Annotated in this window: 22 protein-coding genes; 8 read left to right on the top strand and 14 right to left on the bottom strand. The window is 62.2% G+C overall.

Going from position 1 to position 20,625, the window contains the following annotated elements; genetic code table 11:
* Window positions 1–69 precede the first annotated feature (69 nt).
* The 5 genes from BMZ91_RS16635 to BMZ91_RS16615 form a co-directional block, all read right to left on the bottom strand.
* The gene (locus BMZ91_RS16635) at window positions 70–984 is read right to left on the bottom strand and encodes a lipid A-modifier LpxR family protein (RefSeq protein WP_092841293.1); all 915 of its coding nucleotides are present in this window, start codon (window positions 982–984) and stop codon (window positions 70–72) included.
* A gap of 114 nt (window positions 985–1,098) precedes the next feature.
* Window positions 1,099–1,683: a GNAT family N-acetyltransferase gene (locus tag BMZ91_RS16630; protein ID WP_092841291.1), complete on the bottom strand. Its 585-nt coding sequence runs from the start codon at window positions 1,681–1,683 to the stop codon at window positions 1,099–1,101.
* Window positions 1,680–2,072 carry a ketosteroid isomerase-related protein gene (locus BMZ91_RS16625; protein WP_092841289.1) on the bottom strand — a complete coding sequence of 131 codons (393 nt, stop codon included), beginning with the start codon at window positions 2,070–2,072 and terminating at the stop codon, window positions 1,680–1,682. Before BMZ91_RS16625 ends, BMZ91_RS16630 begins: the two co-directional genes overlap by 4 nt.
* Window positions 2,069–2,530 (bottom strand): arsenate-mycothiol transferase ArsC, encoded by a 462-nt coding sequence (locus BMZ91_RS16620; protein WP_092841287.1) that lies wholly within the window; start codon window positions 2,528–2,530, stop codon window positions 2,069–2,071. Before BMZ91_RS16620 ends, BMZ91_RS16625 begins: the two co-directional genes overlap by 4 nt.
* 4 nt (window positions 2,531–2,534) lie before the next feature.
* The gene (locus tag BMZ91_RS16615; RefSeq protein ID WP_092841285.1) at window positions 2,535–3,014 is read right to left on the bottom strand and encodes a UPF0262 family protein; all 480 of its coding nucleotides are present in this window, start codon (window positions 3,012–3,014) and stop codon (window positions 2,535–2,537) included.
* Between the two features lie 278 nt (window positions 3,015–3,292).
* Here BMZ91_RS16615 and BMZ91_RS16610 point away from each other — a divergent pair, with 278 nt between their 5' ends.
* The 4 genes from BMZ91_RS16610 to BMZ91_RS16595 all read left to right on the top strand — a co-directional run bounded on the left by BMZ91_RS16610 (window position 3,293) and on the right by BMZ91_RS16595 (window position 7,932).
* Window positions 3,293–3,952 (top strand): ABC transporter ATP-binding protein, encoded by a 660-nt coding sequence (locus tag BMZ91_RS16610; protein WP_092841283.1) that lies wholly within the window; start codon window positions 3,293–3,295, stop codon window positions 3,950–3,952.
* Window positions 3,930–5,582, top strand: coding sequence for a KpsE/RkpR family capsule polysaccharide export protein (locus tag BMZ91_RS16605; RefSeq protein ID WP_092841281.1), 1,653 nt, complete (start codon window positions 3,930–3,932; stop codon window positions 5,580–5,582). The genes BMZ91_RS16610 and BMZ91_RS16605 overlap by 23 nt, the downstream gene beginning before the upstream one ends.
* A gap of 2 nt (window positions 5,583–5,584) precedes the next feature.
* Window positions 5,585–6,418, top strand: a complete 834-nt coding sequence (gene kdsA, locus BMZ91_RS16600) for a 3-deoxy-8-phosphooctulonate synthase (RefSeq protein WP_092841279.1) — start codon at window positions 5,585–5,587, stop codon at window positions 6,416–6,418.
* A 74-nt stretch (window positions 6,419–6,492) separates the two neighbouring features.
* Window positions 6,493–7,932, top strand: a complete 1,440-nt coding sequence (locus tag BMZ91_RS16595; protein ID WP_425441595.1) for a phosphomannomutase/phosphoglucomutase — start codon at window positions 6,493–6,495, stop codon at window positions 7,930–7,932.
* A 97-nt stretch (window positions 7,933–8,029) separates the two neighbouring features.
* Here BMZ91_RS16595 and BMZ91_RS16590 read toward each other — a convergent pair whose 3' ends face one another.
* The 6 genes from BMZ91_RS16590 to BMZ91_RS16565 all read right to left on the bottom strand — a co-directional run bounded on the left by BMZ91_RS16590 (window position 8,030) and on the right by BMZ91_RS16565 (window position 14,523).
* A complete protein-coding gene (locus BMZ91_RS16590; protein WP_092841275.1) occupies window positions 8,030–10,042 on the bottom strand; it encodes a M3 family metallopeptidase in 2,013 nt (670 codons plus the stop codon).
* On the bottom strand, window positions 10,020–11,105 hold the full coding sequence (locus tag BMZ91_RS16585; protein WP_092841273.1) for a HesA/MoeB/ThiF family protein: 1,086 nt from the start codon (window positions 11,103–11,105) through the stop codon (window positions 10,020–10,022). Before BMZ91_RS16585 ends, BMZ91_RS16590 begins: the two co-directional genes overlap by 23 nt.
* Complete coding sequence (gene dut, locus BMZ91_RS16580) at window positions 11,105–11,581, bottom strand: dUTP diphosphatase (RefSeq protein WP_092841271.1); 477 nt, start codon at window positions 11,579–11,581, stop codon at window positions 11,105–11,107. The genes BMZ91_RS16585 and dut overlap by 1 nt, the downstream gene beginning before the upstream one ends.
* 14 nt (window positions 11,582–11,595) lie before the next feature.
* Window positions 11,596–12,798 carry a bifunctional phosphopantothenoylcysteine decarboxylase/phosphopantothenate--cysteine ligase CoaBC gene (gene coaBC, locus BMZ91_RS16575; RefSeq protein ID WP_092841270.1) on the bottom strand — a complete coding sequence of 401 codons (1,203 nt, stop codon included), beginning with the start codon at window positions 12,796–12,798 and terminating at the stop codon, window positions 11,596–11,598.
* A 79-nt stretch (window positions 12,799–12,877) separates the two neighbouring features.
* Window positions 12,878–13,648 (bottom strand): ChaN family lipoprotein, encoded by a 771-nt coding sequence (locus BMZ91_RS16570; protein ID WP_092841268.1) that lies wholly within the window; start codon window positions 13,646–13,648, stop codon window positions 12,878–12,880.
* A complete protein-coding gene (locus BMZ91_RS16565; RefSeq protein ID WP_092841266.1) occupies window positions 13,645–14,523 on the bottom strand; it encodes an RNA polymerase factor sigma-32 in 879 nt (292 codons plus the stop codon). Before BMZ91_RS16565 ends, BMZ91_RS16570 begins: the two co-directional genes overlap by 4 nt.
* 106 nt (window positions 14,524–14,629) lie before the next feature.
* On the opposite strand from BMZ91_RS16565, the gene cobU reads away from it, so the two are divergent.
* The 4 genes from cobU (at window position 14,630) to BMZ91_RS16545 (ending at window position 18,333) form a co-directional block, all read left to right on the top strand.
* Complete coding sequence (gene cobU, locus BMZ91_RS16560; protein WP_425441594.1) at window positions 14,630–15,157, top strand: bifunctional adenosylcobinamide kinase/adenosylcobinamide-phosphate guanylyltransferase; 528 nt, start codon at window positions 14,630–14,632, stop codon at window positions 15,155–15,157.
* Window positions 15,154–15,726, top strand: a complete 573-nt coding sequence (locus tag BMZ91_RS16555) for a histidine phosphatase family protein (RefSeq protein ID WP_092841263.1) — start codon at window positions 15,154–15,156, stop codon at window positions 15,724–15,726. The genes cobU and BMZ91_RS16555 overlap by 4 nt, the downstream gene beginning before the upstream one ends.
* 58 nt (window positions 15,727–15,784) lie before the next feature.
* Window positions 15,785–16,663, top strand: a complete 879-nt coding sequence (locus tag BMZ91_RS16550; RefSeq protein WP_092841410.1) for a glutathione S-transferase — start codon at window positions 15,785–15,787, stop codon at window positions 16,661–16,663.
* A 155-nt stretch (window positions 16,664–16,818) separates the two neighbouring features.
* The gene (locus BMZ91_RS16545; protein WP_092841261.1) at window positions 16,819–18,333 is read left to right on the top strand and encodes a YifB family Mg chelatase-like AAA ATPase; all 1,515 of its coding nucleotides are present in this window, start codon (window positions 16,819–16,821) and stop codon (window positions 18,331–18,333) included.
* Here the strand turns inward: BMZ91_RS16545 and BMZ91_RS16540 are convergent.
* The 3 genes from BMZ91_RS16540 to BMZ91_RS16530 are packed head-to-tail and all read right to left on the bottom strand — an operon-like array spanning window position 18,299 to window position 20,618.
* Window positions 18,299–19,216, bottom strand: coding sequence for an alpha/beta hydrolase (locus BMZ91_RS16540; protein ID WP_092841259.1), 918 nt, complete (start codon window positions 19,214–19,216; stop codon window positions 18,299–18,301). The genes BMZ91_RS16545 and BMZ91_RS16540 overlap by 35 nt on opposite strands.
* Window positions 19,213–20,148, bottom strand: coding sequence for a glutathione synthase (gene gshB / locus BMZ91_RS16535; protein WP_092841257.1), 936 nt, complete (start codon window positions 20,146–20,148; stop codon window positions 19,213–19,215). The genes BMZ91_RS16540 and gshB overlap by 4 nt, the downstream gene beginning before the upstream one ends.
* A gap of 59 nt (window positions 20,149–20,207) precedes the next feature.
* Window positions 20,208–20,618, bottom strand: a complete 411-nt coding sequence (locus BMZ91_RS16530; protein WP_092841255.1) for a YraN family protein — start codon at window positions 20,616–20,618, stop codon at window positions 20,208–20,210.
* Window positions 20,619–20,625 lie beyond the last annotated feature (7 nt).

Here is a 20,625-nt window from a genome sequence, read left to right as displayed (position 1 = left end):
CATCGTTTTTTTATTACTAAAAGCTTAACAAAGCCGAATCACTCTGAAAAGCCCTCATTGAAACTTTTGTCAGAAACGCAACCTAAACTGCACAGATCCGACAACCTGGCCGTCGCTCTGCTGGTCGAATTCCTCGCTCAGCCATGTCACACCATAAAACAGAGAGCCGCCCCTGCGGCCTTCCCAATGGGCCCCGCCGCGCAGGCGGGCGCGATCCTCGGTGATCGTGATGCCGCTGCGCGCGGGCAGGTAGTCGCTTTTGTCCACATAGGCGATATCGCCCCCCAGGACAAAGGCTAGGCCGGGGCGGTCGGCGCGCACCACGCGATAGCGTTGCCCGGTCACCGGCTCGCGGACCATCAATTCATTGCGTGTCAGCATTCCGATGGTGATATCGGCCCCGGCGCGCACCAGATCCTCTACGCCCACCCGTGCCTCGGCAAAGGGGCGGATGCGTGCCATGCCAAAGTTGAACTCGCGTCCCGCCTCGAACACGCCGGAGGGGCGAAACGCGTTATCGACCTGATCGCGTCGCACGTTGCTGCTGATATTGCGCTCGCCAACGATGTCATGGATGAAATCCTGAAAATCATCCAGCCCGGTCTGCGAGCCGGTGACAATCAGATCGGCGCCCGCGCTGTATTCGATCCACGCCGGTTTGAAATGCGTGTGCAACCCAAAGCTTAGCGCGCCAACGAACGGTCTGTCCTGAACCGCCGGGCGCGAGAGGTCTTCGGGCGCGATAACCTCGCCGTTGAACCGGAATTCAAGCAGTTCTCCGACCCCCGCAGGGGCCGCGCCGTTCCAGCCATCTGCCCAGACCCGGCTCGACGCCACCGATCCTGTACGCCAGCGGTCCTTGGTATCGCCAATCACATCGTTGGTGAAAAGCACCCCATAGCCGATCCGCTCCCGGCCTTCGGCCAGAGCCATCGTCGACAGACCCGCACAGAGGCCAAGGGCCAAGACAATAAAACGCGTCATCAAGCACGCTCCTGATTTGTTGCCCCCCGGCCCGTTGTGACTAGCAAAGACCAGTGACCCTTTGCCAGCAGAACTTCGGCAATTTCATGAAAAGTGGCAGAATTCCCATAGGCGTCAAAGGGTCCGCATCCAGAATTGGAGCGGGTGGCCGGTCTCTGCGCCCTGATCGGTATCCTTCCAGCGGAACTGCGCGACCGCGCCCTTGAGCGGCGCATAGCCCCGCTTGCGCCAGAACCGGTCAAGCGGGCGGTATCCCTCGGGCCGAAGCGGATGGTCCGCAGGCCGGACCACCGCGCAAAAGGCGCAATGGCTGCGCCCGAGCGCGCGGGCGTGATCCTCGCGAGCCTCAAAAAACCGATGCCCGATCCCCTGCCCGCGATAGCCGGGCAAGAGCACGCTTTCGGCACAATAAAAGATGTCGCTCAAGGCGATGCCCTGCCCGTCAAAGGCGGCGGCGAAATCGTCGGCGTGATCCTCCATCGGGGTGCCGGTCGCGGCCCCGACAAGGCGCGTGCCGTCGTAAGCGCCGACCAGAATGGCGTCGTCACTGTCACGATAGGTCCGAAGGTAGCGTTCCTCGTAAGCGAGATCACCGTCATATAAATAAGGGAAATCACGAAACACCGCGATCCGAAGCGCCGCCACATCGGCAAGCGCCGCCGCAAGCGCCGCCCCGGTCAGCCGCGCAACCCGGATCAAGTGACCTGTGCCGTCCAATCGGCAAGATTGTAATAGGTCACCACGCGCGCGATAAGCCCGTCCTTGAGCGTGAAAAACGACCCCGCAGGCAGACGGTATGTCTGACCATTCGCCTCGGGCAGGCCCTCGTCGGTCTCAAGATAGGTGCCGTTGACGATATATTCCGCCGCTGCACGGGTGCCGCCCTCGGCGTCGAAAATCACCATATCGGTCAGCTCTTCGCGATAACAGCGGTTCATATGCTCGCAAAAGTCGCGAAACATGTCCTTGCCGGGGCGCAGCTTGCCCTCGTTGACGTAATGCGACACATCCTCGGACACACAGGCCAGCATCGCGGGCACATCGCCGCGATTGAAGGCATCGAAATAGGCTTTGACGGTGCTGTTCATATCTGTTCTCCGGGCAGGCCCCAACGCTGTTGCAGATGCCCAATGATCTGATCGCGGGTCTTGCGATAGGCCTCTAGCCGGGCCTCGCGGGTCTGGGCAAGGCCGGTCGGGTCCAAAATCGGCCAGTAAACCACGTCAAGATGGAAAAACCGCGTCAGCTCCAACGCGCGCCGCTGGCTTGCGGGGCTAAGGGCGACGATCACATCGAAAGACGAAAGATCATCGCCCCACTCTTCCATCTCGTCAAAGCTCCGGGTGCGGTGGCGGTCAAGCTCGACCCCGATTTCACGGCATACCGCAATGCTGAACCCGTCGATTTCCATGTCACTCTTGACACCTGCCGATTGCACATAGGTATCGGTGCCATAAAACTTTTTCATGATCCCCTCGGCCATGGGCGAGCGGACGGCATTGTGATCGCAGCAAAACAAAACCGAATGCGGCAGCGGGTCGGGCATGCCGTCAGCCCCCGAAATGCAGTACGCAGATCAGCGTGAACAGGCGGCGCGCGGTATCGTTGTCGACCTCGGCCTTGCCCTCAAGACGTTCCCCCAGAACGCGCGCGCCCTCATTGTGGATCCCGCGGCGCGCCATGTCGATGGTCTCGATCTGGCTTGGCGGCATGTTCTTGACCGCGTCGAAATAGCTTTCGCAGATCGACCAGTAATCCTTGACCACCTGGCGAAACGGGCTCAGCGAGAGGTGAAACTCTGCCGCAAGTTCCCCGGCTTCGGTGCGGATATCGAACACCAGCCGCTTGTCGCGGATCGACAGCGCAAGGCGATACGGGCCATCCGGCACCGCGCGACCATCGCGCGCAGGCAGATCAAAGCTGTTTTCCTCGATCAGGTCATACATGGCCACCTTGCGCTCTTGTTCGATCTCGGGCGTCGGCGGCGCCAGGTTGGCATCATCCAGTTCGATATGGCAAATACGGCTCATGGGACTTCTCTGGCACAGGGCAATAATATCGCTCCTAGCGCAGCCCGCCCGCCGGGGCAATTGCACCCTTGCAGGCCGTCGCGCTAAATCCACCCGGCGTCACCCGGACGCAACGCTTGGGGCGGGTCGTTGCATTTTTTTCCGCCTGCGGCATAAAATCGCCGCGTTTCATTGGCATGATGGGTCTGGATCGGCCATAATGCGTGCAAAACGTGACTAGGCCGTCGTTAATAAAACCCCGCTAGAACGGGGGAGCAGTGTGAAACCGGGGCGATTTGATGCTCGAGTTCGAAAATGTGAGCAAGTCCTTCTGGACAGGCACCCAGCACAAGGTGATCCTTGACCGGGTGTCGTTTCGCGTCGAGCTTGGCAAAAGCCTTGGCATTCTCGCCCCCAACGGCACCGGCAAGACCACGCTGATCAACATGATGGCCGGCCTCGAAAAACCGGATGAGGGCGAAATCCGGCGTGGTTGTCGCATTTCCTTTCCTCTGGGGTTCATGGGCGGGGTTGTCAGCCGACTGTCGGCACTTGAGAACTCGCGCTATATTGCCCGGCTTTATGGCCTTGATCCCGACTATATCGAATCCTTTTGCCGCTGGATGTGCAATCTTGGCGAATATTTCGACCAGCCGCTTGGCACCTATTCCTCGGGCATGCGGTCTCGGTTCACATTTTCGCTGATGTTGGCGCTGGATTTCGATATGTATCTGATCGACGAGGGCATGCCCAGCTCGACCGACGTTGAATTCAACCGCAAAGCCGGCGAAATCCTCAAAGAGCGTTTGCGCACCACCACCGTGATAATTGTGTCGCACCAGCCCCAGACGCTTGAAAAATTCGCCCGCTCTGCTGCGGTTTTGATGGGCGGGCAACTTTATATGTTTGATACCTTGGAAGAGGCGAAGCACCTTTATGACTACGAAACCCAAGGCTAGAAAGTTCCGGATCCGCCGCAGCTCTGCGCCGCAGCAAACCGGACCCGCCGCGGCGCACAGGGCGCCCGACACCGTGCCGCATTCAACCGCGGCACAAACCGACATTCCCGACGCGCCTCAGGACGCGACGCCCCCCCCCGAAGGCGCCCGCAGCGGTCAAGTCGCCTCGGCGCGCGAAATGGGCACCGTCCAGACGATTGACGAAATCCGCCAAGAGGGGCTGACCGGTCGTCAGCTGCGCATGGCGCGGCGCATGGCACAAAAGCACGGGCTTGCCCCGACCTCTGATTTCGACGCGGTGCGCCTGTTGCGGGTGCGCGGCATTGACCCGTTCCAGCGCGCCAATATCCTTGAATTGGTGGCGACCGACGGGCGCGCCAAAACCGCGCCCGTCGAGACCACCGAAGACCAGCGGGTACAGCTACCGCAAACCATACCGGCGGCGCGCCAGACCCTGCCAAGCACCGAGTTTAGCCCAGCCGACCGGCGGGCCGAAGAGATCATGGCGATTCAGCGCGATATCGGTCGCCGCCGCCGCCGCAAGCTTATGCTTTTGATGTCGCGGCTGATGGCCTTTGTGATGCTGCCGACACTCGTCGTGGGCTATTATTTTTATGCCATCGCCACGCCGATGTATTCGACCAAATCCGCCTTTCTTATCCTCTCGGCCGATGGCGGCGGCAGCGCCGGTGGCCTTGGCGGGCTGTTGCCCAGCCAGTTTGCAACCGGGCAGGATGCGATTGCCACGCAGGAATATCTCCAATCCAAGGATGCCATGCTGCGCCTTGATGGCGATGTCGGCTTTCGCTCGCATTTCAGCCAGCCCTGGATCGACCCGCTTCAGCGTCTGGATCCGGATGCCAGCAATGAATCTGCCTACAGCCTCTACAAGAAATACGTCAAACTCGGCTATGATCCGACCGAAGGCGTGATCCGTATGGAGGTTTCTACCGCCGACCCGACGGTCAGCGCCGAATTTTCCGAACACCTTATCACCTATGCCGAAGAGCGCGTCGACGAACTCAGCCAGGAAAAACGTCAGGACGCCGTCAAAACCGCAATCGAAAGCCTGGATCAGGCCAAGGCCGATCGTCGCGCTGCCCAGCAGATGCTTGTGTCCCTGCAAGAGGACAGCATTCTCGATCCCGAAGGTGAGATCGCAGGTATCCGCAGCCTGATCAGTACAGTCGAATTGCAGCTACAGGAAAAGCAGCTTGCCCTGAACATCCAGCTTAACAACGCACGCCCCAACCGCGCGAAGGTCGAGGCGCTTGAAAGCGAGATTGTCATCCTTCAGGCCGAGCTTACGAGACAAAAGGCACGACTGACCCAGGCGGCTGAAGGCGGAAGTTCTCTGGCGTCCAAAACCGCGGCGATCCAGATGGCGCAGGCCGATCTTGCGACCGCTGATCTGGTGCTGCAATCCGCACTTGAGGCCAAGCGCCAGTCTGAAGTCGAGGCCAACAAACAGGTCCGCTATCTAACCGTCAGCGTGCGCCCCCTGCCCTCGCAGGATGCGTCTTATCCACGCTCGTTTGAAAACACGATACTGGCCTTCCTGATCTTTTCTGGTATCTACCTGATGATCTCACTCACCGCCTCTGTGCTGCGCGAACAGGTATCGTCATAAATATGCATAAAATTGACCTAAACGGGCTCGCGATTGCCAATGATCAGCCGCTTACGCTGATTGCCGGCCCCTGCCAGCTTGAATCCGCCGATCACGCCCAGATGATTGCCGGCACCCTGCAAGAGGCCTGCGCCGCCTTTGGCGCGCGGCTGATCTTCAAGGGCAGCTTTGACAAGGCCAACCGCACCTCTCTCTCGGGCAAGCGCGGGCTTGGCGTCGATGCGGGCCTCAAGGTGCTGCAATCGGTCAAGGAGGCGCTCGGGCTGCCGGTTCTGACCGATGTACACCTGCCCGATCAATGCGCGCCGGTGGCCGAGATCGTGGATGTGTTGCAAATCCCGGCGTTTCTCTGCCGTCAGACCGATCTTTTGATCGCGGCGGGCGAAACCGGCGCGGTGATCAACGTCAAGAAGGGCCAGTTTCTGGCGCCCTGGGATATGCCCAATGTGGTGTCCAAGATCGAAAGCACCGGCAATACCCGGATCATGCTGACCGAACGCGGCACCTCTTTTGGCTACAACACCCTTGTGACAGACATGCGCGGATTGCCGCAAATGGCCACCACCGGCTACCCGGTGGTGATGGATGCCACCCATTCGGTGCAACAGCCCGGCGGCAAAGGCGGAAGCTCCGGCGGACAGCGCGAATTTGCCCCCGTCATGGCACGCGCTGCCGTCTCGCTTGGCATTGCTGCGGTCTTTATCGAGACCCACGAAGCCCCCGATACCGCGCCTTCGGATGGGCCCAATATGATCCCGCTGGCACAGATGCCCGCGCTGATCAGCACCTTGATGCAGTTTGACCGTCTGGCCAAGGCCAATCCAATCCACCTTTGAGAAACAGGAAGATTGCCGTGATCAAACCGAGGCCCGATGTCACCCCCAACACCTGGGACTTTCTGCGCGATCCGATGATTGTTCCTGCGGGCTTTCGCGAATATGACGCCCGCTGGCAATATCCCGACCAGATCAACCTGCCCGGCATCACCGCGCTTGGCCTCGGGCTTGGCACCCAGATGCAGGCGCGCGGCATTGCGCCCGTCATCGCGGTTGCCAATGACTATCGCGACTATTCCCTGTCGATCAAGAACGCGCTGATGCTTGGCCTGATGCAGGCCGGGATTACCGTCAAGGATATCGGCCCGGCGGTTAGCCCGATGGCCTATTTCGCGCAATTCCACCTTGATGTGCCCGCCGTGGCCATGGTCACCGCAAGCCATAATCCCAATGGCTGGACCGGCGTCAAGATGGGCTTTGAGCGCCCGCTGACCCACGGCCCCGACGAGATGTCGGAACTGCGCGATATCGTGCTTGAAGGCCGCGGTGTGCCACGTCCGGGCGGGGCCTATGAATTCGTCGATGGGCTGCGCGAGGCCTATCTTGACGATCTCGTTGGCGATTTCCGCATGACCCGCAAACTGCGCGTCGTCTGCGCCACCGGCAATGGCACCGCATCTGCCTTTGCGCCCGAGCTGTTTGAGCGCATCGGCGTCGAGGTGGTGCCAAGCCATAACCGGCTGGATTACACCTTTCCGCATTACAACCCGAACCCCGAAGCGATGGAAATGCTGCACGATATGGCCGATAGCGTGCGTGCCACCGGCGCCGATTTCGCGCTTGGCTTTGACGGCGACGGCGACCGCTGCGGTGTGGTGGATGACGAGGGCGAAGAGATCTTTGCCGACAAGATGGGCGTGATCATGGCCCGCGACCTTAGCAAGATCCACCCCGGCGCCACCTTTGTGGCCGATGTAAAATCAACCGGCCTGTTTGCCTCGGATCCCGAGCTGATCAAGCACGGCGCCAAGGCGGATTACTGGAAAACCGGTCACAGCCATATGAAACGCCGGGTCAAGGAACTTGGCGCCCTGGCGGGGTTCGAGAAATCCGGCCACTACTTTCTGGCAGAGCCGATTGGCCGAGGCTATGATTGCGGCCTGCGCGTTGCGGTGGAAATCTGCAAGCTGATGGATCGCAATCCAGGCGTGTCGATGTCCGATCTGCGCCGCGCCCTGCCGCGAACCTGGGCCACGCCCACCATGTCGCCCTTTTGCGCCGATACCGAAAAATACGCGGTGCTCGACCGGCTGGTCGCCAAACTGGTCGCCAAACACGAGGCTGGTGAACCGCTTGCCGGGCGCCCGATCAAAGAGGTGGTCACCGTCAACGGCGCCCGCGTGATCCTTGACAACGGAAGCTGGGGCCTGGTGCGCGCTTCGTCCAACACCCCCAATCTTGTGGTGGTCTGCGAAAGCGCGCAATCCGAGGCCGAAATGCGCGCCATCTTCGCCGATATCGACGCCGTCATCCGTACCGAACCACTCGTCGGCGACTACGATCAGACGATCTGACCTTCTTCTTGGTCCAAATACTCCGGGGGGGTGTGGGGGGCAGCGCCCCCCACCTGATCGGATCGCCAAAGGCGATCCGAAACGCAGATCGAAAACCCTAGGCCGCCAGCCCACGCCCCTTCAAAAGCGCCTCGACCCCCGGAAGCCGCCCACGGAACGCACAGTAAAGCGCCTCTGCATCCTCAGATCCACCACGCGACAGGATATGCGCCTCAAGCGCGCGGGCGCGCTCGGGATCGAACGCGCCATCCGCCTCTTCAAAGGCGGCAAAGGCATCGGCATCCATCACCTCGGACCACATGTAGCTGTAATAGCCGCTGGAATACCCATCGCCTGAAAACACATGCGCGAAATGCGGGCTGGCATGGCGCATTGTAATCGCCTGCGGCATGCCCAACTCGGTCAGCACCTCGGCCTGCCGCGCCATAAGGTCCTTGGGCGGCACGCCTTCGTGAAACGCCAGGTCGACCAGCGCCGAGGCGACATATTCCACCGTCTGAAACCCCATGTCAAAGGTTGCCGCCTTCAGCATCTTGTCGAGCAGATCACGCGGCATCGCCGCGCCGGTGTCGACATGGGTGGCGTATCGCTCAAGCACCTCGGGCACCTCAAGCCAATGTTCATAAAGCTGGCTCGGCAGTTCGACAAAATCACGCGCCACCGAGGTGCCCGACACGCTTTCATAGGTCACATCCGACAGCATCTGATGCAGCGCATGACCAAATTCATGAAACAAGGTGCGCGCATCGTCATAGGACAAAAGCGTCGGATCGCCCTTGGCGAAGTTGCATACATTGATCACCACCGGCCCCTGAACCTTGGGCCATTTCGCCTGACCGCGCATTGCCGAACACCAGGCCCCGGATCGCTTTGATCCGCGCGCGAAATAATCACCGATAAAGACGGCCACATGCCGCCCCTCGCGCGTCACCTCCCAGGCGCGGCAATCGGGGTGGTAAAGCGGCACATCCAATGCGCGAAACTCCAGCCCAAACAACCGGTTGGCACAACCGAATGCCGCCTCAATCATCCGCTCCAGCGAAAGGTAAGGCTTGAGCGCGGCTTCCTGCAAATCATGTTCTGCCTGGCGCCGCTTTTCCGCGTAATAGCGCCAATCCCAAGGCTCCAGCGCGCCATTGATGCCGTCGCCGTGCAGCATCGCGGTCAACACATCCGCGTCGGCCTCGGCCTGCGCCTTGGCCGGCTCCCAGACCGCCATCAACAAGTCGCGCACCGCCTCCGGGGTCTTGGCCATCTCGGTTTCAAGCTTGAAGGCGGCAAAGCTGTCATAGCCCAAAAGCTGTGCCCGCTCGGCCCGCAGAGCAAGGATTTCCTCGGCCACGGCACGGTTGTCAGCCTCGCCGCCATTGGCCCCGCGCGCGGCCCAGGCCTGAAACGCTCGCTGGCGCAGATCCCGGCGCGCAGAGAATTGCAAAAACGGCGTGATCAGCGAACGTGATAGCGTGATCACCGGCCCCGGCAGGCCCTTTTCCCGCCCCGCCGCGCGCGCCGTATCGACCACGAAATCCGGCAGCCCCTCAAGATCGCCCTCGGACAATTCCATGTGCCATCCAGCCTCATCGGCCAACAGGTTCTGGGTAAACGCCGTGCCCAGCACCGACAGCCGTGACATGATTTCGCGCATGCGCTTATCTTCTGCCCCGCTCAGCCCGGCACCCGCCCGGCGAAATCCGCGATGGCTCAGCATCAAAAGCCGCGCCTGTTCTGGCGTCAGATCAAGCGTATCGCGCGCCGCCCAGAGCGCCTCGATCCGCTGGAAAAGCGCCTTGTTGCCATAGATCGCCGAGGAATGCGCCGCCAGTTTCGGGCCAAAGTCGCGCTGCAATTCCTGTCGCCTGGGGTTGCTATCGGCCCCGGCCAGCGTGAAAAACACCGACAGAACCCGGTCAAGATCCTTGCCCGAGGCCTCAATCGCCTCGATCGTATTGGCAAATGTCGGGGCCTCGGGAGTGTCGGCGATCGCCTCGATCTCGGCGCGTGCCGCACTTAGGGCCACCTCGAACGCGGGCGCGAAATCGGCGTCACTTATCGCTTCGAAAGGCGCAAGATCGAACGGTGTCGTCCACTCAGCCAGCAACGGATTTGTCATCGCTCTCTCCTTTGGTGCCACAGATCGGGCAATTTTCTCTCGGGCTCAGCCCGATCTTGCGGCTCTCGCCATAAAGCGCGTCATAGATAAGCATTTTGCCACGCAGCGCCTCACCGGCGCCGATGATGATCTTGATCGCCTCGCCCGCCATCATCGCGCCCACGACCCCTGGCAAGGGGCCCAAAACGCCGGCCTCGGAACAGGACGGGGCCAGCCCCGGCGCAGGCGCCTCTGGAAAAATGCATTGATAACAGGGCGCGCCGCGCGCCGGGTCAAACACGCTAAGTTGCCCTTCCCATTGCGACATCGCGCCTGAAATCAACGGGATACCAAGATTTACAGCCGTCGCATTGACCAGGTAACGGGTCTCGAAATTATCGGTTCCGTCAAGAACAAGGTCATACTCGTCAAAAAGCGCGGCCGCGATCTCGGGCGTCAGGCGGCGTTGATAGGGGCGTACCGTTATATGCGGGTTCTGGGCCTGCATCGCGGCGGCGGCCGATTGCACCTTGGGCAGGCCGATATCGCCATCGCGGTGGATCACCTGGCGTTGCAGGTTGGAATTATCGACCTCATCGTCGTCGATCACGCCAATCACGCCAACCCCCGCCGCCGCCAGATACAGCAGAACCGGCGACCCAAGTCCACCGGCGCCGATCACAAGAACCCGCGCCTGTTTCAGCGCCTTTTGCCCCGGCCCGCCAATCTCTCGCAGCACGATATGGCGCGCATAGCGGTCAAGTTCGGCCTCGGTAAAAAGCGGTTTGCGCCCGGTATCGCCGCCGCTCACGGTCGCACCGGCCCGTTGCTTTGCCCGCGCCCGCAACCGGCCCAATCCAGCGCGATAGACCAGCACGACCCCCGCTGCCCCGCCAAGCATCAGCCAGAGAGCGGCGCTTTCCCCCGTGGCAAGCCGGAGCGGGTGAGCATCCGGCAAGACCAGATGCAAGCCAATCACCGCCAGCCACAGGATGGCGATCATCCCCCACCGCAATCGCTGGGGTGTCCCAAGCGCGGCGCCGATGCCCCAAAGCATCGCCGCCATGATCAAAACCAGCATCATCAGGACACCCCGGTCGACCCAAAGCCGCCCGGCCCGCGGGCGGTTTCATCCAGTCTTTCAACCAAGTCGAACCGCGCCTGAACCACCGGCGCCACGACCATCTGGGCAATCCGCGCACCATGGGCGACGTGAAACGCCTCTTGTCCGGCATTCATCACGATCACCCCCAAGGGCCCGCGATAATCGGCATCAATCGTGCCGGGGCTGTTGGGCAGGATAATCCCATGCTTGAGCGCAAGACCGGATCGCGGCCGTATCTGCACCTCGAACCCCATTGGAATGGCCAGCCGAAGCCCGGTCGGCACAAGCGCGCGCGCACCCGGCGCAAGCATGACACCATCCTGGTGCCCCGTGGGAAAATTCGCGCGCAAATCAGCGCCCGCCGCCCCCGCGGTCTCATAAGACGGCAGACCAAGTGAGCGGTCCGCCCCCTCGTCCCAAACCATTGATACGGTTAGCAAAGGCCCCACTTTCATCTTTCCATAAATACTCAATGAGCGTCCAGAAGCGCCCTGGCGATCCGTTCGGCAAGCTGTTGCGCCACCCGCGCCTTTGGCATCCTCGGCCAGGGTTCGGCAGCATCGGCGCTGATCAGGGTGACGGCGTTTTCCGTGCCGCCCATGATGCCGGTGCCATGACCCACATCATTGGCCACAATCCAGTCACAGCCCTTGCGCGCGCGCTTCGCGGTGGCGTTTTCAATCACATCGTCGGTTTCGGCGGCAAAGCCGACCACAAGCCCGGGCCGCCCAGCCTTCATCTGGCTCACCCGCGCAAGGATGTCGGGGTTTTCGGCAAACTCGAGCTTGGGCAATCCGCCCTTGGTTTTCTTCAACTTCGATAGGCTGGCGCCGAGCACATGCCAATCTGCCACGGCCGCCGCAAAGACAGCCGCGTCAACCGGCAATGCCGCCTCGACCGCCGCCAGCATCTCTTGCGCGGTCTCGACGCGCACCACCTCGACACCCTCGGGCGGAGGCACGCTGGCGGGACCGGTGACAAACACCACTTCGGCGCCAAGCGCGCCGAGCGCACGGGCAAGCGCGGTGCCCTGCGCGCCCGATGAGCGGTTGGCGATATAGCGCACCGGATCAATTGGTTCATGCGTGGGGCCGGAGGTGACCAGCACGCGCCGTCCTTTCAGGGGGCCATCCGCCAGGGCCGCTTGCACCGCCGCGATAACTTCCGGCACCTCGGCCATGCGCCCGGGGCCATGTTCACCACACGCCATATCGCCCTCATTGGGGCCGACAACGCCGATACCATCACTGCGCAGGGTGGCAAGATTGCGCTGCGTGGCCGCATGCTCCCACATCCGTACATTCATTGCCGGTGCGATCAAGACCGGGGTATCCGTGGCCAGTAAAAGCGTCGAGGCAAGGTCATCCGCCTGCCCGCCCGCCATTTTCGCCATCAGGTCCGCAGTGGCCGGGGCAACCACGATCAGATCGGCGCTGCGGCTTAGCTCGATATGGCCCATTTCCGCCTCATCGGTGAGGTCAAAGAGGTCCTGAAACACCTTGCGCCCGGCCAGTGCCGAGATCGACAGAGGCGTGACAAATTCCGATCCGGCACGGGTCAGAACCGGCGTCACCTCGGCGCCTTGCTCGCGCAAACGACGGATCAGGTCGAGCGATTTGAACGCTGCAATACCGCCGCCGATGATCAGAAGAATGCGTTTCGATGCCAGCATGGGCGCGTTCCTTGTTCAGCCGCTGCGACAGTAGGGCGTGGCCTTCGGGGTGACAAGGGGCAGCCCGCTTCTCAACGCGCTACTTGAATGCCGCACAGGGATCAGTACGTTCCGCCGCTGGTGCTGAGATCACCTCGTCAAATTCACCTTCGAGGGGACGGTCATCTTCAGTCTGACCAACGACCAAAATCTCAAGCTCACCTTGCACAAAGGACAGCACCGCAGGCATGCCCCAGTCGCGCCGGGCGTGGCCATTGCCGGTGATCACCGCCACCGCCCCCCCCGTCTCATCCAGAGCGTTGAGAACCGCCCGCGCCAGCACCGCGTCGCGCAGGCGCTGGATCTCGACCATGCCGGGCAGGATGTCAGGCGGCAAGGCATCACAATGCGCCGACATCTGAAGCGCCTCGCGCGCAGCTTGCTCCTGCTCGGGCAAGGGACGGTCAAGCCCATAGCGCGCGGCATCCTTGCCAAAGCTGGCCACGAGACCGCCCTCGACCACAGCGCGCGCCTTTTCCCGAGGCACCTGCGCGCCATAGATTGCGGCCTCCGGGGCTGCGGCAAAAATCGGATAATACATTTCGAAATCGGGCCAACCGCTGTCTGACCACTCCAAGGCCTCTGCCAAAGCGACAGGGTCGCCACGCAGCTCAGGCTCGGCGTTTTCCGCCTGCGCGAGGGTCAGCATTTCAAAAACGATTGCAGCGGGTTTCATCTCCGCCACCTTCGCAGCCTGAAACGCATGATGCGCGGGGTTATCGTGCACCTCGCCCAGCACGACGACATCCTGCGCCACCACAGGCAGGGCAAAACTCAGGCCAGAGACAAGGGCGACAAAACGCGGGATCATGCCAACAGGTTGTGAACCTCGGACCCATGCTTTTCAAGGTGTTTGCGCATTTTCTGAAAGGCGGCGGCCTCAAGCTGGCGCACCCGCTCTTTTGAAAGCTTCAATTCGGTGCCCAAACTCTCAAGCGTGCGCGGCGCATCGCGAAGTTTGCGTTCGCGCACGATGAAGCGCTCGCGCTCGTTGAGATTTTGCATCGCATCGGTCAGCCAGTTGCGCAATGCGCCAAGATCGTGATCCTGCTCGACAAGCTGATCACCGCGCGGGCCGTCGTCCTCAAGCGTGTCGATCCATTCGCGGCCCTCATCCTCGGACGACTGCGTGGCATTCAACGAGAAATCCGACCCCGAAAGCCGCCCCTGCATCATTTCGACATCGCGGAGCGGCACGCCAACCTCATGCGCGATCATCTCGCGAAGCTGATAGCCGTCAAGCTCTTCACCATTGGCCATCGCCTTGCGCTCAAGGCGGGCCTGCACCCGGCGCATGTTGAAGAATAGCGACTTCTGGCTACTGGTGCTTCCGGTGCGCACCATAGACCAGTTGCGCATCACATAGTCCTGGATGCTGGCCTTGATCCACCAGACCGCGTAGGTCGAAAACCGCACGCCGCGATCAGGGTCGAATTTGTCCGCCGCCTTCATCAGGCCAAGCCCGGCCTCCTGGATAAGGTCGTTCATCGGCGCGCCGTAGCGACGAAATTTCGACGCCATCGAGATCGCCAGCCGCATATAGGCGGTGATCAGACGGTGAAGCGCTTCTTCGTCACGCTGATCGCGCCAGGCATAGGCCAGCGCCAATTCGGTTTCCGCATCCAGCATCTCCGCTTTCATCGCGGTGCGGGACATCGAGCTTGTTTGTGGTGCATCAAGTGGCATCGTAGTTCCCCCTGTCAGGCGGCGTAAGGCATTGCGCCCTTTATCGGTCGTTTGATGAGTGCTACGCATCGCCCGGTAAATCGGATCAAAAAATTTGGGGGCGCGGGTGCTGGATCTGCCGGAACTGACCTTGATCCTGGGCGGGGCCGCCTCGGGAAAATCGGCCTTTGCCGAGGCGCTTGTCTTGCGCACTGGCCGGGCGCGGGCCTACCTTGCCACCGCCCAGATGTTTGACGATGAAATGCGCGCCAAGGTGGTGCGCCATCAAACCATGCGCGGGGGCGGCTGGCGCACGATCGAGGCGCCGCTTGATCTGACGCCCGCCCTCACGGCCGCGCGCGCAGATGAGGTGGTGCTTCTGGATTGCGCCACCATGTGGCTGAGCAATCACATGCTGACCGAAACGGATTTACCCGAGGCCGAAACGGCGTTGATCACGGCGCTCGCCAGCTGCGCCGCGCCGGTGGTGGTGGTCAGCAATGAGGTCGGCCTGTCGGTCGTGCCCGAAAACGCCCTTGCCCGCCGCTTTCGCGAGGCGCAGGGCCAATTGAACCAAAGGCTCGCGGCCAGGGCCGGGCTTGTGGTCAACGTGATCGCAGGCCTGCCGCAGGTCCTCAAGGGTCGCCTCGAATGAGCCGGTTTTACTGGGTCCGCCATGGGCCAACCCATGCCAAATCCATGGTCGGCTGGTCCGATTTGCCCGCCGATCTGAGTGACGCCGCGCAACTCGCCCGCCTCTCCGCGCATCTGCCTCAGGATGCCCTGGTGATTTCCTCTGACCTGATCCGCGCCCGCGCCACGGCGGATGCGATTGCAGGGTCGCGCAGACGCCTGCCCGATGATCCCGACCTTCGCGAAATCCATTTTGGCGCCTGGGAGTTGCAGGTCTTCGACAAGATCGCCGACCAGGAGCATTTGCGCGCCTTTTGGGAAAATCCAGGCGATGTCCGCCCCCCCGGCGGCGAAAGCTGGAACGAGGTTTCAAACCGCGTCACCGCTGGCGTCGCCCGCCTGCTGACCGCCCATCCGGGGCGCGATATCATCGCCATCGCCCATTTCGGCGCGATCCTGACGCAGGTGCAACAGGCGCTCGAACTAACCGCCTATGAGGCCTTCGCCCACCGGATCGACAATCTGTCTGTGACGCAATTGCACCGGGATAACGACCGCTGGACGGCGCAATCCATCAATCACCTGCCGTGATGGCAGAACGCACATTTTTTGGTTTTGCGCATGCCACATCCCGGCCTAGCATATGCCGATGACATACACCCTTATCCTCGGCGATTTCGCCTATTCCTCATGGTCGCTGCGCGGCTGGCTTCTGCTCAACCGCTTTGGCCTGCCGTATAAAACCCGGCTGCTTGATTTCAACGATACCGCAAGCGTCGCCGAGCAGTTGCGCGATGTCGCTCCGGCGCGCACGGTGCCGACGCTTGTGACGCCCGAGGGCGCGATCATATCGGAATCACTCGCAATGGCAGAAGAGCTGGCAAGCCGCCATCCCGAAGCGGGCCTTTGGCCAGGCGATCCTTTGGCGCGTGCCACCGCGCGGACCCTGGCCGCAGAAATGCATGCAGGGTTCACCACGCTGCGTGGTGATTGCCCGATGAACATGCGGCTGGCCTACACCGGCGTCACCCCCTCGGATGCGCTTCTGGCCGATCTGGCCCGGCTTGAGGTGATCTGGGATCACGCCCGCAAGACCACCGCCCCCGAGGGCCCCTGGCTCTGCGGCGGCTATAGCGCGGCCGATGCGTTTTTCGCCCCCGTAGCGGCCCGGATCGCGGGCTATGGCCTGCCGGTTTCCGCGACTGCGCGCACCTATGTTGCGGCCCACCTCGCCGATCCCGCCTTTCGCCGCTGGCGGGCCATGGGGCTGGTACATGGCGCGACCTTGGAACGATATGCGCGCGATTATGCCACCACCGATTGGCCCGGCCCCATCCCGCGCCCCGCAAAAGCCGTAAGCACTGGCACGCCGGAAAACGAGGCCTGCCCTTATTCGGGCGATCCCGTCACCCATCTGATGGAAACAGACGGGCGTATTTTCGGCTTTTGCAACGCCTTTTGCCGCGACAAGACCGTGGCCGATCCCGATGCCTGGCCCGCCTTCACTGCCCTTCGCGACGCAGATTGAGCCCCAACTTTCATCTTTCCGGAAATACTCCGGGGGACCTAAGAAAATTCGCCGAATTTTCTTAGGGGGGCAGCGCCCCCTTGCGCCGTTAACCATTCTTAAACCACCCGCGGGCTAGGCATTAACCATGTTTAAACGCAGGATCGGGGAGTGGCATGGTCGCACGCGCCTATACGGTGGCTTTTGAGGGCGTCGAGGCCAAACCGGTCGAGGTGCAATGCGCCATTACTCCCGGCCTGCCGGCCTTTTCGCTGGTCGGCCTGCCGGACAAGGCCGTCTCCGAGGCCCGCGACAGGGTGCGCACGGCGCTGTCCTCAATGGCGATCGCCCTGCCCTCCAAACGCATCACCATCAACCTCTCGCCCGCCGACATGCCGAAAGAAGGCAGCCATTTCGACCTGCCCATCGCGCTTGCCCTGCTTGCCGCGTTGGACATCATCCCGAAGGACGCCGCCGAGGGCACCATGGCCCTGGGCGAGCTGTCTCTCGACGGCTCCCTGATCGCGGTCCTCGGGGCCCTGCCCGCCGCCATGGCCGCCGCCGAAGAGGGCCGCATGCTGCTCTGCCCCAAGGCCTCGGGGCCCGAGGCCGCATGGGTCGGCAGCGTCCAGGTGATCGGCGCCGCCAACCTGGCGGATGTGGTGCGCCATTATACCGGTCAGGCGCCGATCGTGCCTTCCGAGCCCGGCGAGGTAACCGGCCCCCCTGCCGGGCGCGACCTGCGCGATGTCAAAGGTCAGGAGCGCGCCAAGCGGGCGCTTGAAATCGCCGCTGCGGGCCGCCATCACCTGATGATGGTCGGCTCGCCCGGCTCTGGCAAATCCATGCTGGCCGCGCGGCTGCCCGGCATTCTGCCACCGCTCACCCCGACCGAGGCGCTGGAAACCTCGATGATCCATTCACTGGCCGGATTGCTGAGCGAGGGCGGCATCAGCCGCACCCGGCCCTTTCGCGAGCCCCATCACACCGCCTCCATGGCGGCGATTGTCGGCGGCGGCCGCCGCGCCAGCCCCGGTGAAATCAGCCTTGCCCATAATGGCGTTTTGTTCATGGATGAATTCCCCGAATTCCCCCGCGGCGTTCTTGAAACCCTGCGCCAACCGATCGAAACAGGCGAGGTCATGGTGGCGCGCGCCAATGCCCATGTGAAATACCCCTGCCGTTTCATGCTGGTGGCCGCCGCCAACCCTTGCAAATGCGGCCATCTGAGCGATCCCGCCCGCGCCTGTTCGCGCGCGCCGATCTGTGGCGAGGATTACATGGGGCGGATTTCCGGCCCGCTGATGGATCGCTTTGACTTGCGCGTCGAGGTGCCGCCGGTGGCGTTTCGCGATCTCGATCTGCCGGCCGCAGGGGATGCCTCTGGCGCCGTCGCCGCGCGGGTCGATGCCGCCCGCGAGGTACAGACCGCGCGCTTTGCCGATCACCCCGAAATGCGGCTCAATGCCGATGCCGAAGGCCAGACGCTTGAAGATATCGCAAGCCCCGATGCCGAGGGGCGCGCCCTGATCAACCGGGTCGCGGAACGCTTTGGCCTATCGGCGCGCGGCTATCACCGGGTGCTGCGGGTCGCACGCACGATTGCTGATCTTGATGGATCACAATCCGTGCTCCACCCGCATGTCGCCGAAGCCGTCAGCTTTCGCCTTGCCGGCATGAAAGAGCTTTGATCCACCCCGCCAATTGGCGAAGGGTCGCCTGCGCCTCGGGCAACACCCCCTGAAACAGCGGCCAGACATGCGGCAGGTCATGTTCGATCTTGCAGTGCACGGGCACGCTCTGCGCCTCAAGTCGGGCAGCCATCCGCCGCGTGTCATCGAGCAGGATCTCGGTATCGCCCACCACAAGCCAGACCGGCGCCGCCCCTTTGAAATCCGCAGTCAATGGCGAGGCGCGCGGATCATCCGCGTCCGCCCCCGCCAGATATAACCGCCCCATTTCCGGCGCGCGGGTTGCGGGCAAGATCACTTCGGCCCTGGCGTTATGCACAAAGCTTTCGCCGGAAAATGTCAGATCGGTCAACGGCGAAAAGGCAAAACACCCCAGCGGCTGTGCCAGCCCCAGCCGCGTAATCTCGCCCAATAGCGCAAGCGCAAGGCCGCCCCCGGCACTGTCCCCGCCAAGGACAACGCCACCGGGATGCCCGGCAAGCGCGCGATACGCCGTCAGAGCATCTTCAACGGCGGTGGGAAAAGCATGCTCTGGCGCAAGACGATAGCCGGGCAGACAGGCAGGCAATCCACTGAGCGCCGAGAGGCGCGCCAGCATCGCCCGATGGGTCCTGGGCGAGCCGAACACATAGCCACCACCGTGAAAATACAACAACACCGGCCCGGGCCGCGCACCGGGGGCCACTGCCCAATGCACGGGCACCTGCGCGCCCTCATGCGTCAGCACATCATCGCGAAAATCGGTGCCGCGCGGCGCGCGAAAGAAAAGCCGCGCCTTCACCTCAAAAGCTTTGCGCAAGTCAACCGGCCGTGCCGTGCGTGCAAGATGCGGCTTTTCCGTCCACCTAAGCCAGAGGTTCAGGATCGGCCGCATCAGGCTCATGCGCGTTTGGCCTCGATCACCTGCCAGATTTTTTCGGCGATGTTCACACCGTCAAACCGCTCCAGTTCCTGAATGCCGGTGGGCGAGGTCACGTTGATTTCGGTCAGATAGGTGCCGATCACGTCGATACCGACAAAAACCTGGCCCTTTTCGCGCAAAAGCGGGCCGATGGTGGCGCAGATTTCAAGATCGCGCTCGGTCAGGTCAACCTTTTCGGGGCGCCCGCCGACATGCATGTTTGATCGCGTCTCGCCCTGTGCGGGCACACGATTGATCGCGCCCACCGGTTCGCCATTGACCAGAATGACACGCTTGTCGCCATTTTTGATCTCGGGCAGGTATTTCTGCACGATCAGCGGCTCGCGGCTAAAGCCGGTGAACAACTCGTGCAGGCTGCTGAGGTTGCGATCAGATTCCGGCAGGTGAAACACCCCGGCGCCGCCATTGCCATAAAGCGGCTTGAGGATCACATCGCCATGGCGCGCGCGGAACGCTTTGATTGTGGCCAGATCGCGGGCAATGGCCGTGGGCGGCATGAGCTGCGGGAAATCCAGAATCAAAAGCTTTTCAGGATAGTTGCGCACCCAAAACGGATCATTCACCACAAGCGTGCCGGGGCCAAGGCGATCCAGAAGATGCGTCGTGGTGATATAGAACATGTCAAACGGCGGGTCCTGACGGAGCCAGACAACGTCAAAATCGGCCAGATCGACCGTCACTTCCTCGCCAAGGTGGAAATGATCGCCCTCGACCCGCTGAACGCTAAGCGGCCAGCCGCGCGCGGTGATGCGCCCCTCGTCATAGGCAAGGTTATCTGGCGTGTAATAGAAAAGCTCATGCCCGCGCGCCTGCGCCTCTTCGGCCAGGCGGAAGGTGCTGTCGCCATTGATACTGATCGGCCCGATCGGATCCATCTGAAACGCGATTTTCATGTTTTGCCCCTGTTTTAAGGTCTGCCACTTACATGCGGCATGGGCGGCAAAGGTGCAATTCAGAAATGACCAAAGGCGTTCTCGTTAATCTTGATTGTGCCCGATCCATCGACCGCCGCCAAGTCGAACCGCACCGAGGCAAGCTGTCCTTCGGGGGTCTGGCCAAGATATTCCGACGCCGCCTCGACGATCCGGCGCGCCTGTGCCGGGCGCAGCCGTGCCATGGCAAGATCAAGTGTCGCCGCCTTTTTGACCTCACAGAACACGTAATCCTCTGCATCACGCAGGATAAGGTCAATCTCGCCGCCCTGCCCGCGCCAGCGGCTGTGCAGAACCGCCACACCGCGCGCGGCGTAGGCGCGGATCACGCCAGCTTCGGCGGCCTGTCCAGAAAGATAGGCGCGTTTGCCCCGTTCCCTGCGCTGCCCGGCGACAGTGGGCACGGTATACTCAGCACGATGGTGATCCATTTCCGCA

The organism is Roseovarius lutimaris, from assembly GCF_900115165.1.
In the GTDB taxonomy this organism is placed as follows: domain Bacteria; phylum Pseudomonadota; class Alphaproteobacteria; order Rhodobacterales; family Rhodobacteraceae; genus Roseovarius; species Roseovarius lutimaris.
Note: the sequence above shows the minus strand (reverse complement) of the source record. Positions and strands in the feature narration are given on the sequence as shown.

Excerpts from the sequence above, each read along its gene's own strand:
- BMZ91_RS16635 (WP_092841293.1), bottom strand. The coding sequence starts at position 984 with ATGACGCGTTTTATTGTCTTGGCCCTTGGCCTCTGTGCGGGTCTGTCG.
- BMZ91_RS16625 (WP_092841289.1), bottom strand. The coding sequence starts at position 2,072 with ATGAACAGCACCGTCAAAGCCTATTTCGATGCCTTCAATCGCGGCGAT.
- BMZ91_RS16620 (WP_092841287.1), bottom strand. The coding sequence starts at position 2,530 with ATGCCCGACCCGCTGCCGCATTCGGTTTTGTTTTGCTGCGATCACAAT.
- BMZ91_RS16615 (WP_092841285.1), bottom strand. The coding sequence starts at position 3,014 with ATGAGCCGTATTTGCCATATCGAACTGGATGATGCCAACCTGGCGCCG.
- BMZ91_RS16610 (WP_092841283.1), top strand. The coding sequence starts at position 3,293 with ATGCTCGAGTTCGAAAATGTGAGCAAGTCCTTCTGGACAGGCACCCAG.
- BMZ91_RS16605 (WP_092841281.1), top strand. The coding sequence starts at position 3,930 with ATGACTACGAAACCCAAGGCTAGAAAGTTCCGGATCCGCCGCAGCTCT.
- kdsA (WP_092841279.1), top strand. The coding sequence starts at position 5,585 with ATGCATAAAATTGACCTAAACGGGCTCGCGATTGCCAATGATCAGCCG.
- BMZ91_RS16595 (WP_425441595.1), top strand. The coding sequence starts at position 6,493 with ATGATTGTTCCTGCGGGCTTTCGCGAATATGACGCCCGCTGGCAATAT.
- BMZ91_RS16590 (WP_092841275.1), bottom strand. The coding sequence starts at position 10,042 with ATGACAAATCCGTTGCTGGCTGAGTGGACGACACCGTTCGATCTTGCG.
- BMZ91_RS16585 (WP_092841273.1), bottom strand. The coding sequence starts at position 11,105 with ATGATGCTGGTTTTGATCATGGCGGCGATGCTTTGGGGCATCGGCGCC.
- dut (WP_092841271.1), bottom strand. The coding sequence starts at position 11,581 with ATGAAAGTGGGGCCTTTGCTAACCGTATCAATGGTTTGGGACGAGGGG.
- coaBC (WP_092841270.1), bottom strand. The coding sequence starts at position 12,798 with ATGCTGGCATCGAAACGCATTCTTCTGATCATCGGCGGCGGTATTGCA.
- BMZ91_RS16570 (WP_092841268.1), bottom strand. The coding sequence starts at position 13,648 with ATGATCCCGCGTTTTGTCGCCCTTGTCTCTGGCCTGAGTTTTGCCCTG.
- BMZ91_RS16565 (WP_092841266.1), bottom strand. The coding sequence starts at position 14,523 with ATGCCACTTGATGCACCACAAACAAGCTCGATGTCCCGCACCGCGATG.
- BMZ91_RS16555 (WP_092841263.1), top strand. The coding sequence starts at position 15,154 with ATGAGCCGGTTTTACTGGGTCCGCCATGGGCCAACCCATGCCAAATCC.
- BMZ91_RS16550 (WP_092841410.1), top strand. The coding sequence starts at position 15,785 with ATGACATACACCCTTATCCTCGGCGATTTCGCCTATTCCTCATGGTCG.
- BMZ91_RS16545 (WP_092841261.1), top strand. The coding sequence starts at position 16,819 with ATGGTCGCACGCGCCTATACGGTGGCTTTTGAGGGCGTCGAGGCCAAA.
- BMZ91_RS16540 (WP_092841259.1), bottom strand. The coding sequence starts at position 19,216 with ATGAGCCTGATGCGGCCGATCCTGAACCTCTGGCTTAGGTGGACGGAA.
- gshB (WP_092841257.1), bottom strand. The coding sequence starts at position 20,148 with ATGAAAATCGCGTTTCAGATGGATCCGATCGGGCCGATCAGTATCAAT.
- BMZ91_RS16530 (WP_092841255.1), bottom strand. The coding sequence starts at position 20,618 with ATGGATCACCATCGTGCTGAGTATACCGTGCCCACTGTCGCCGGGCAG.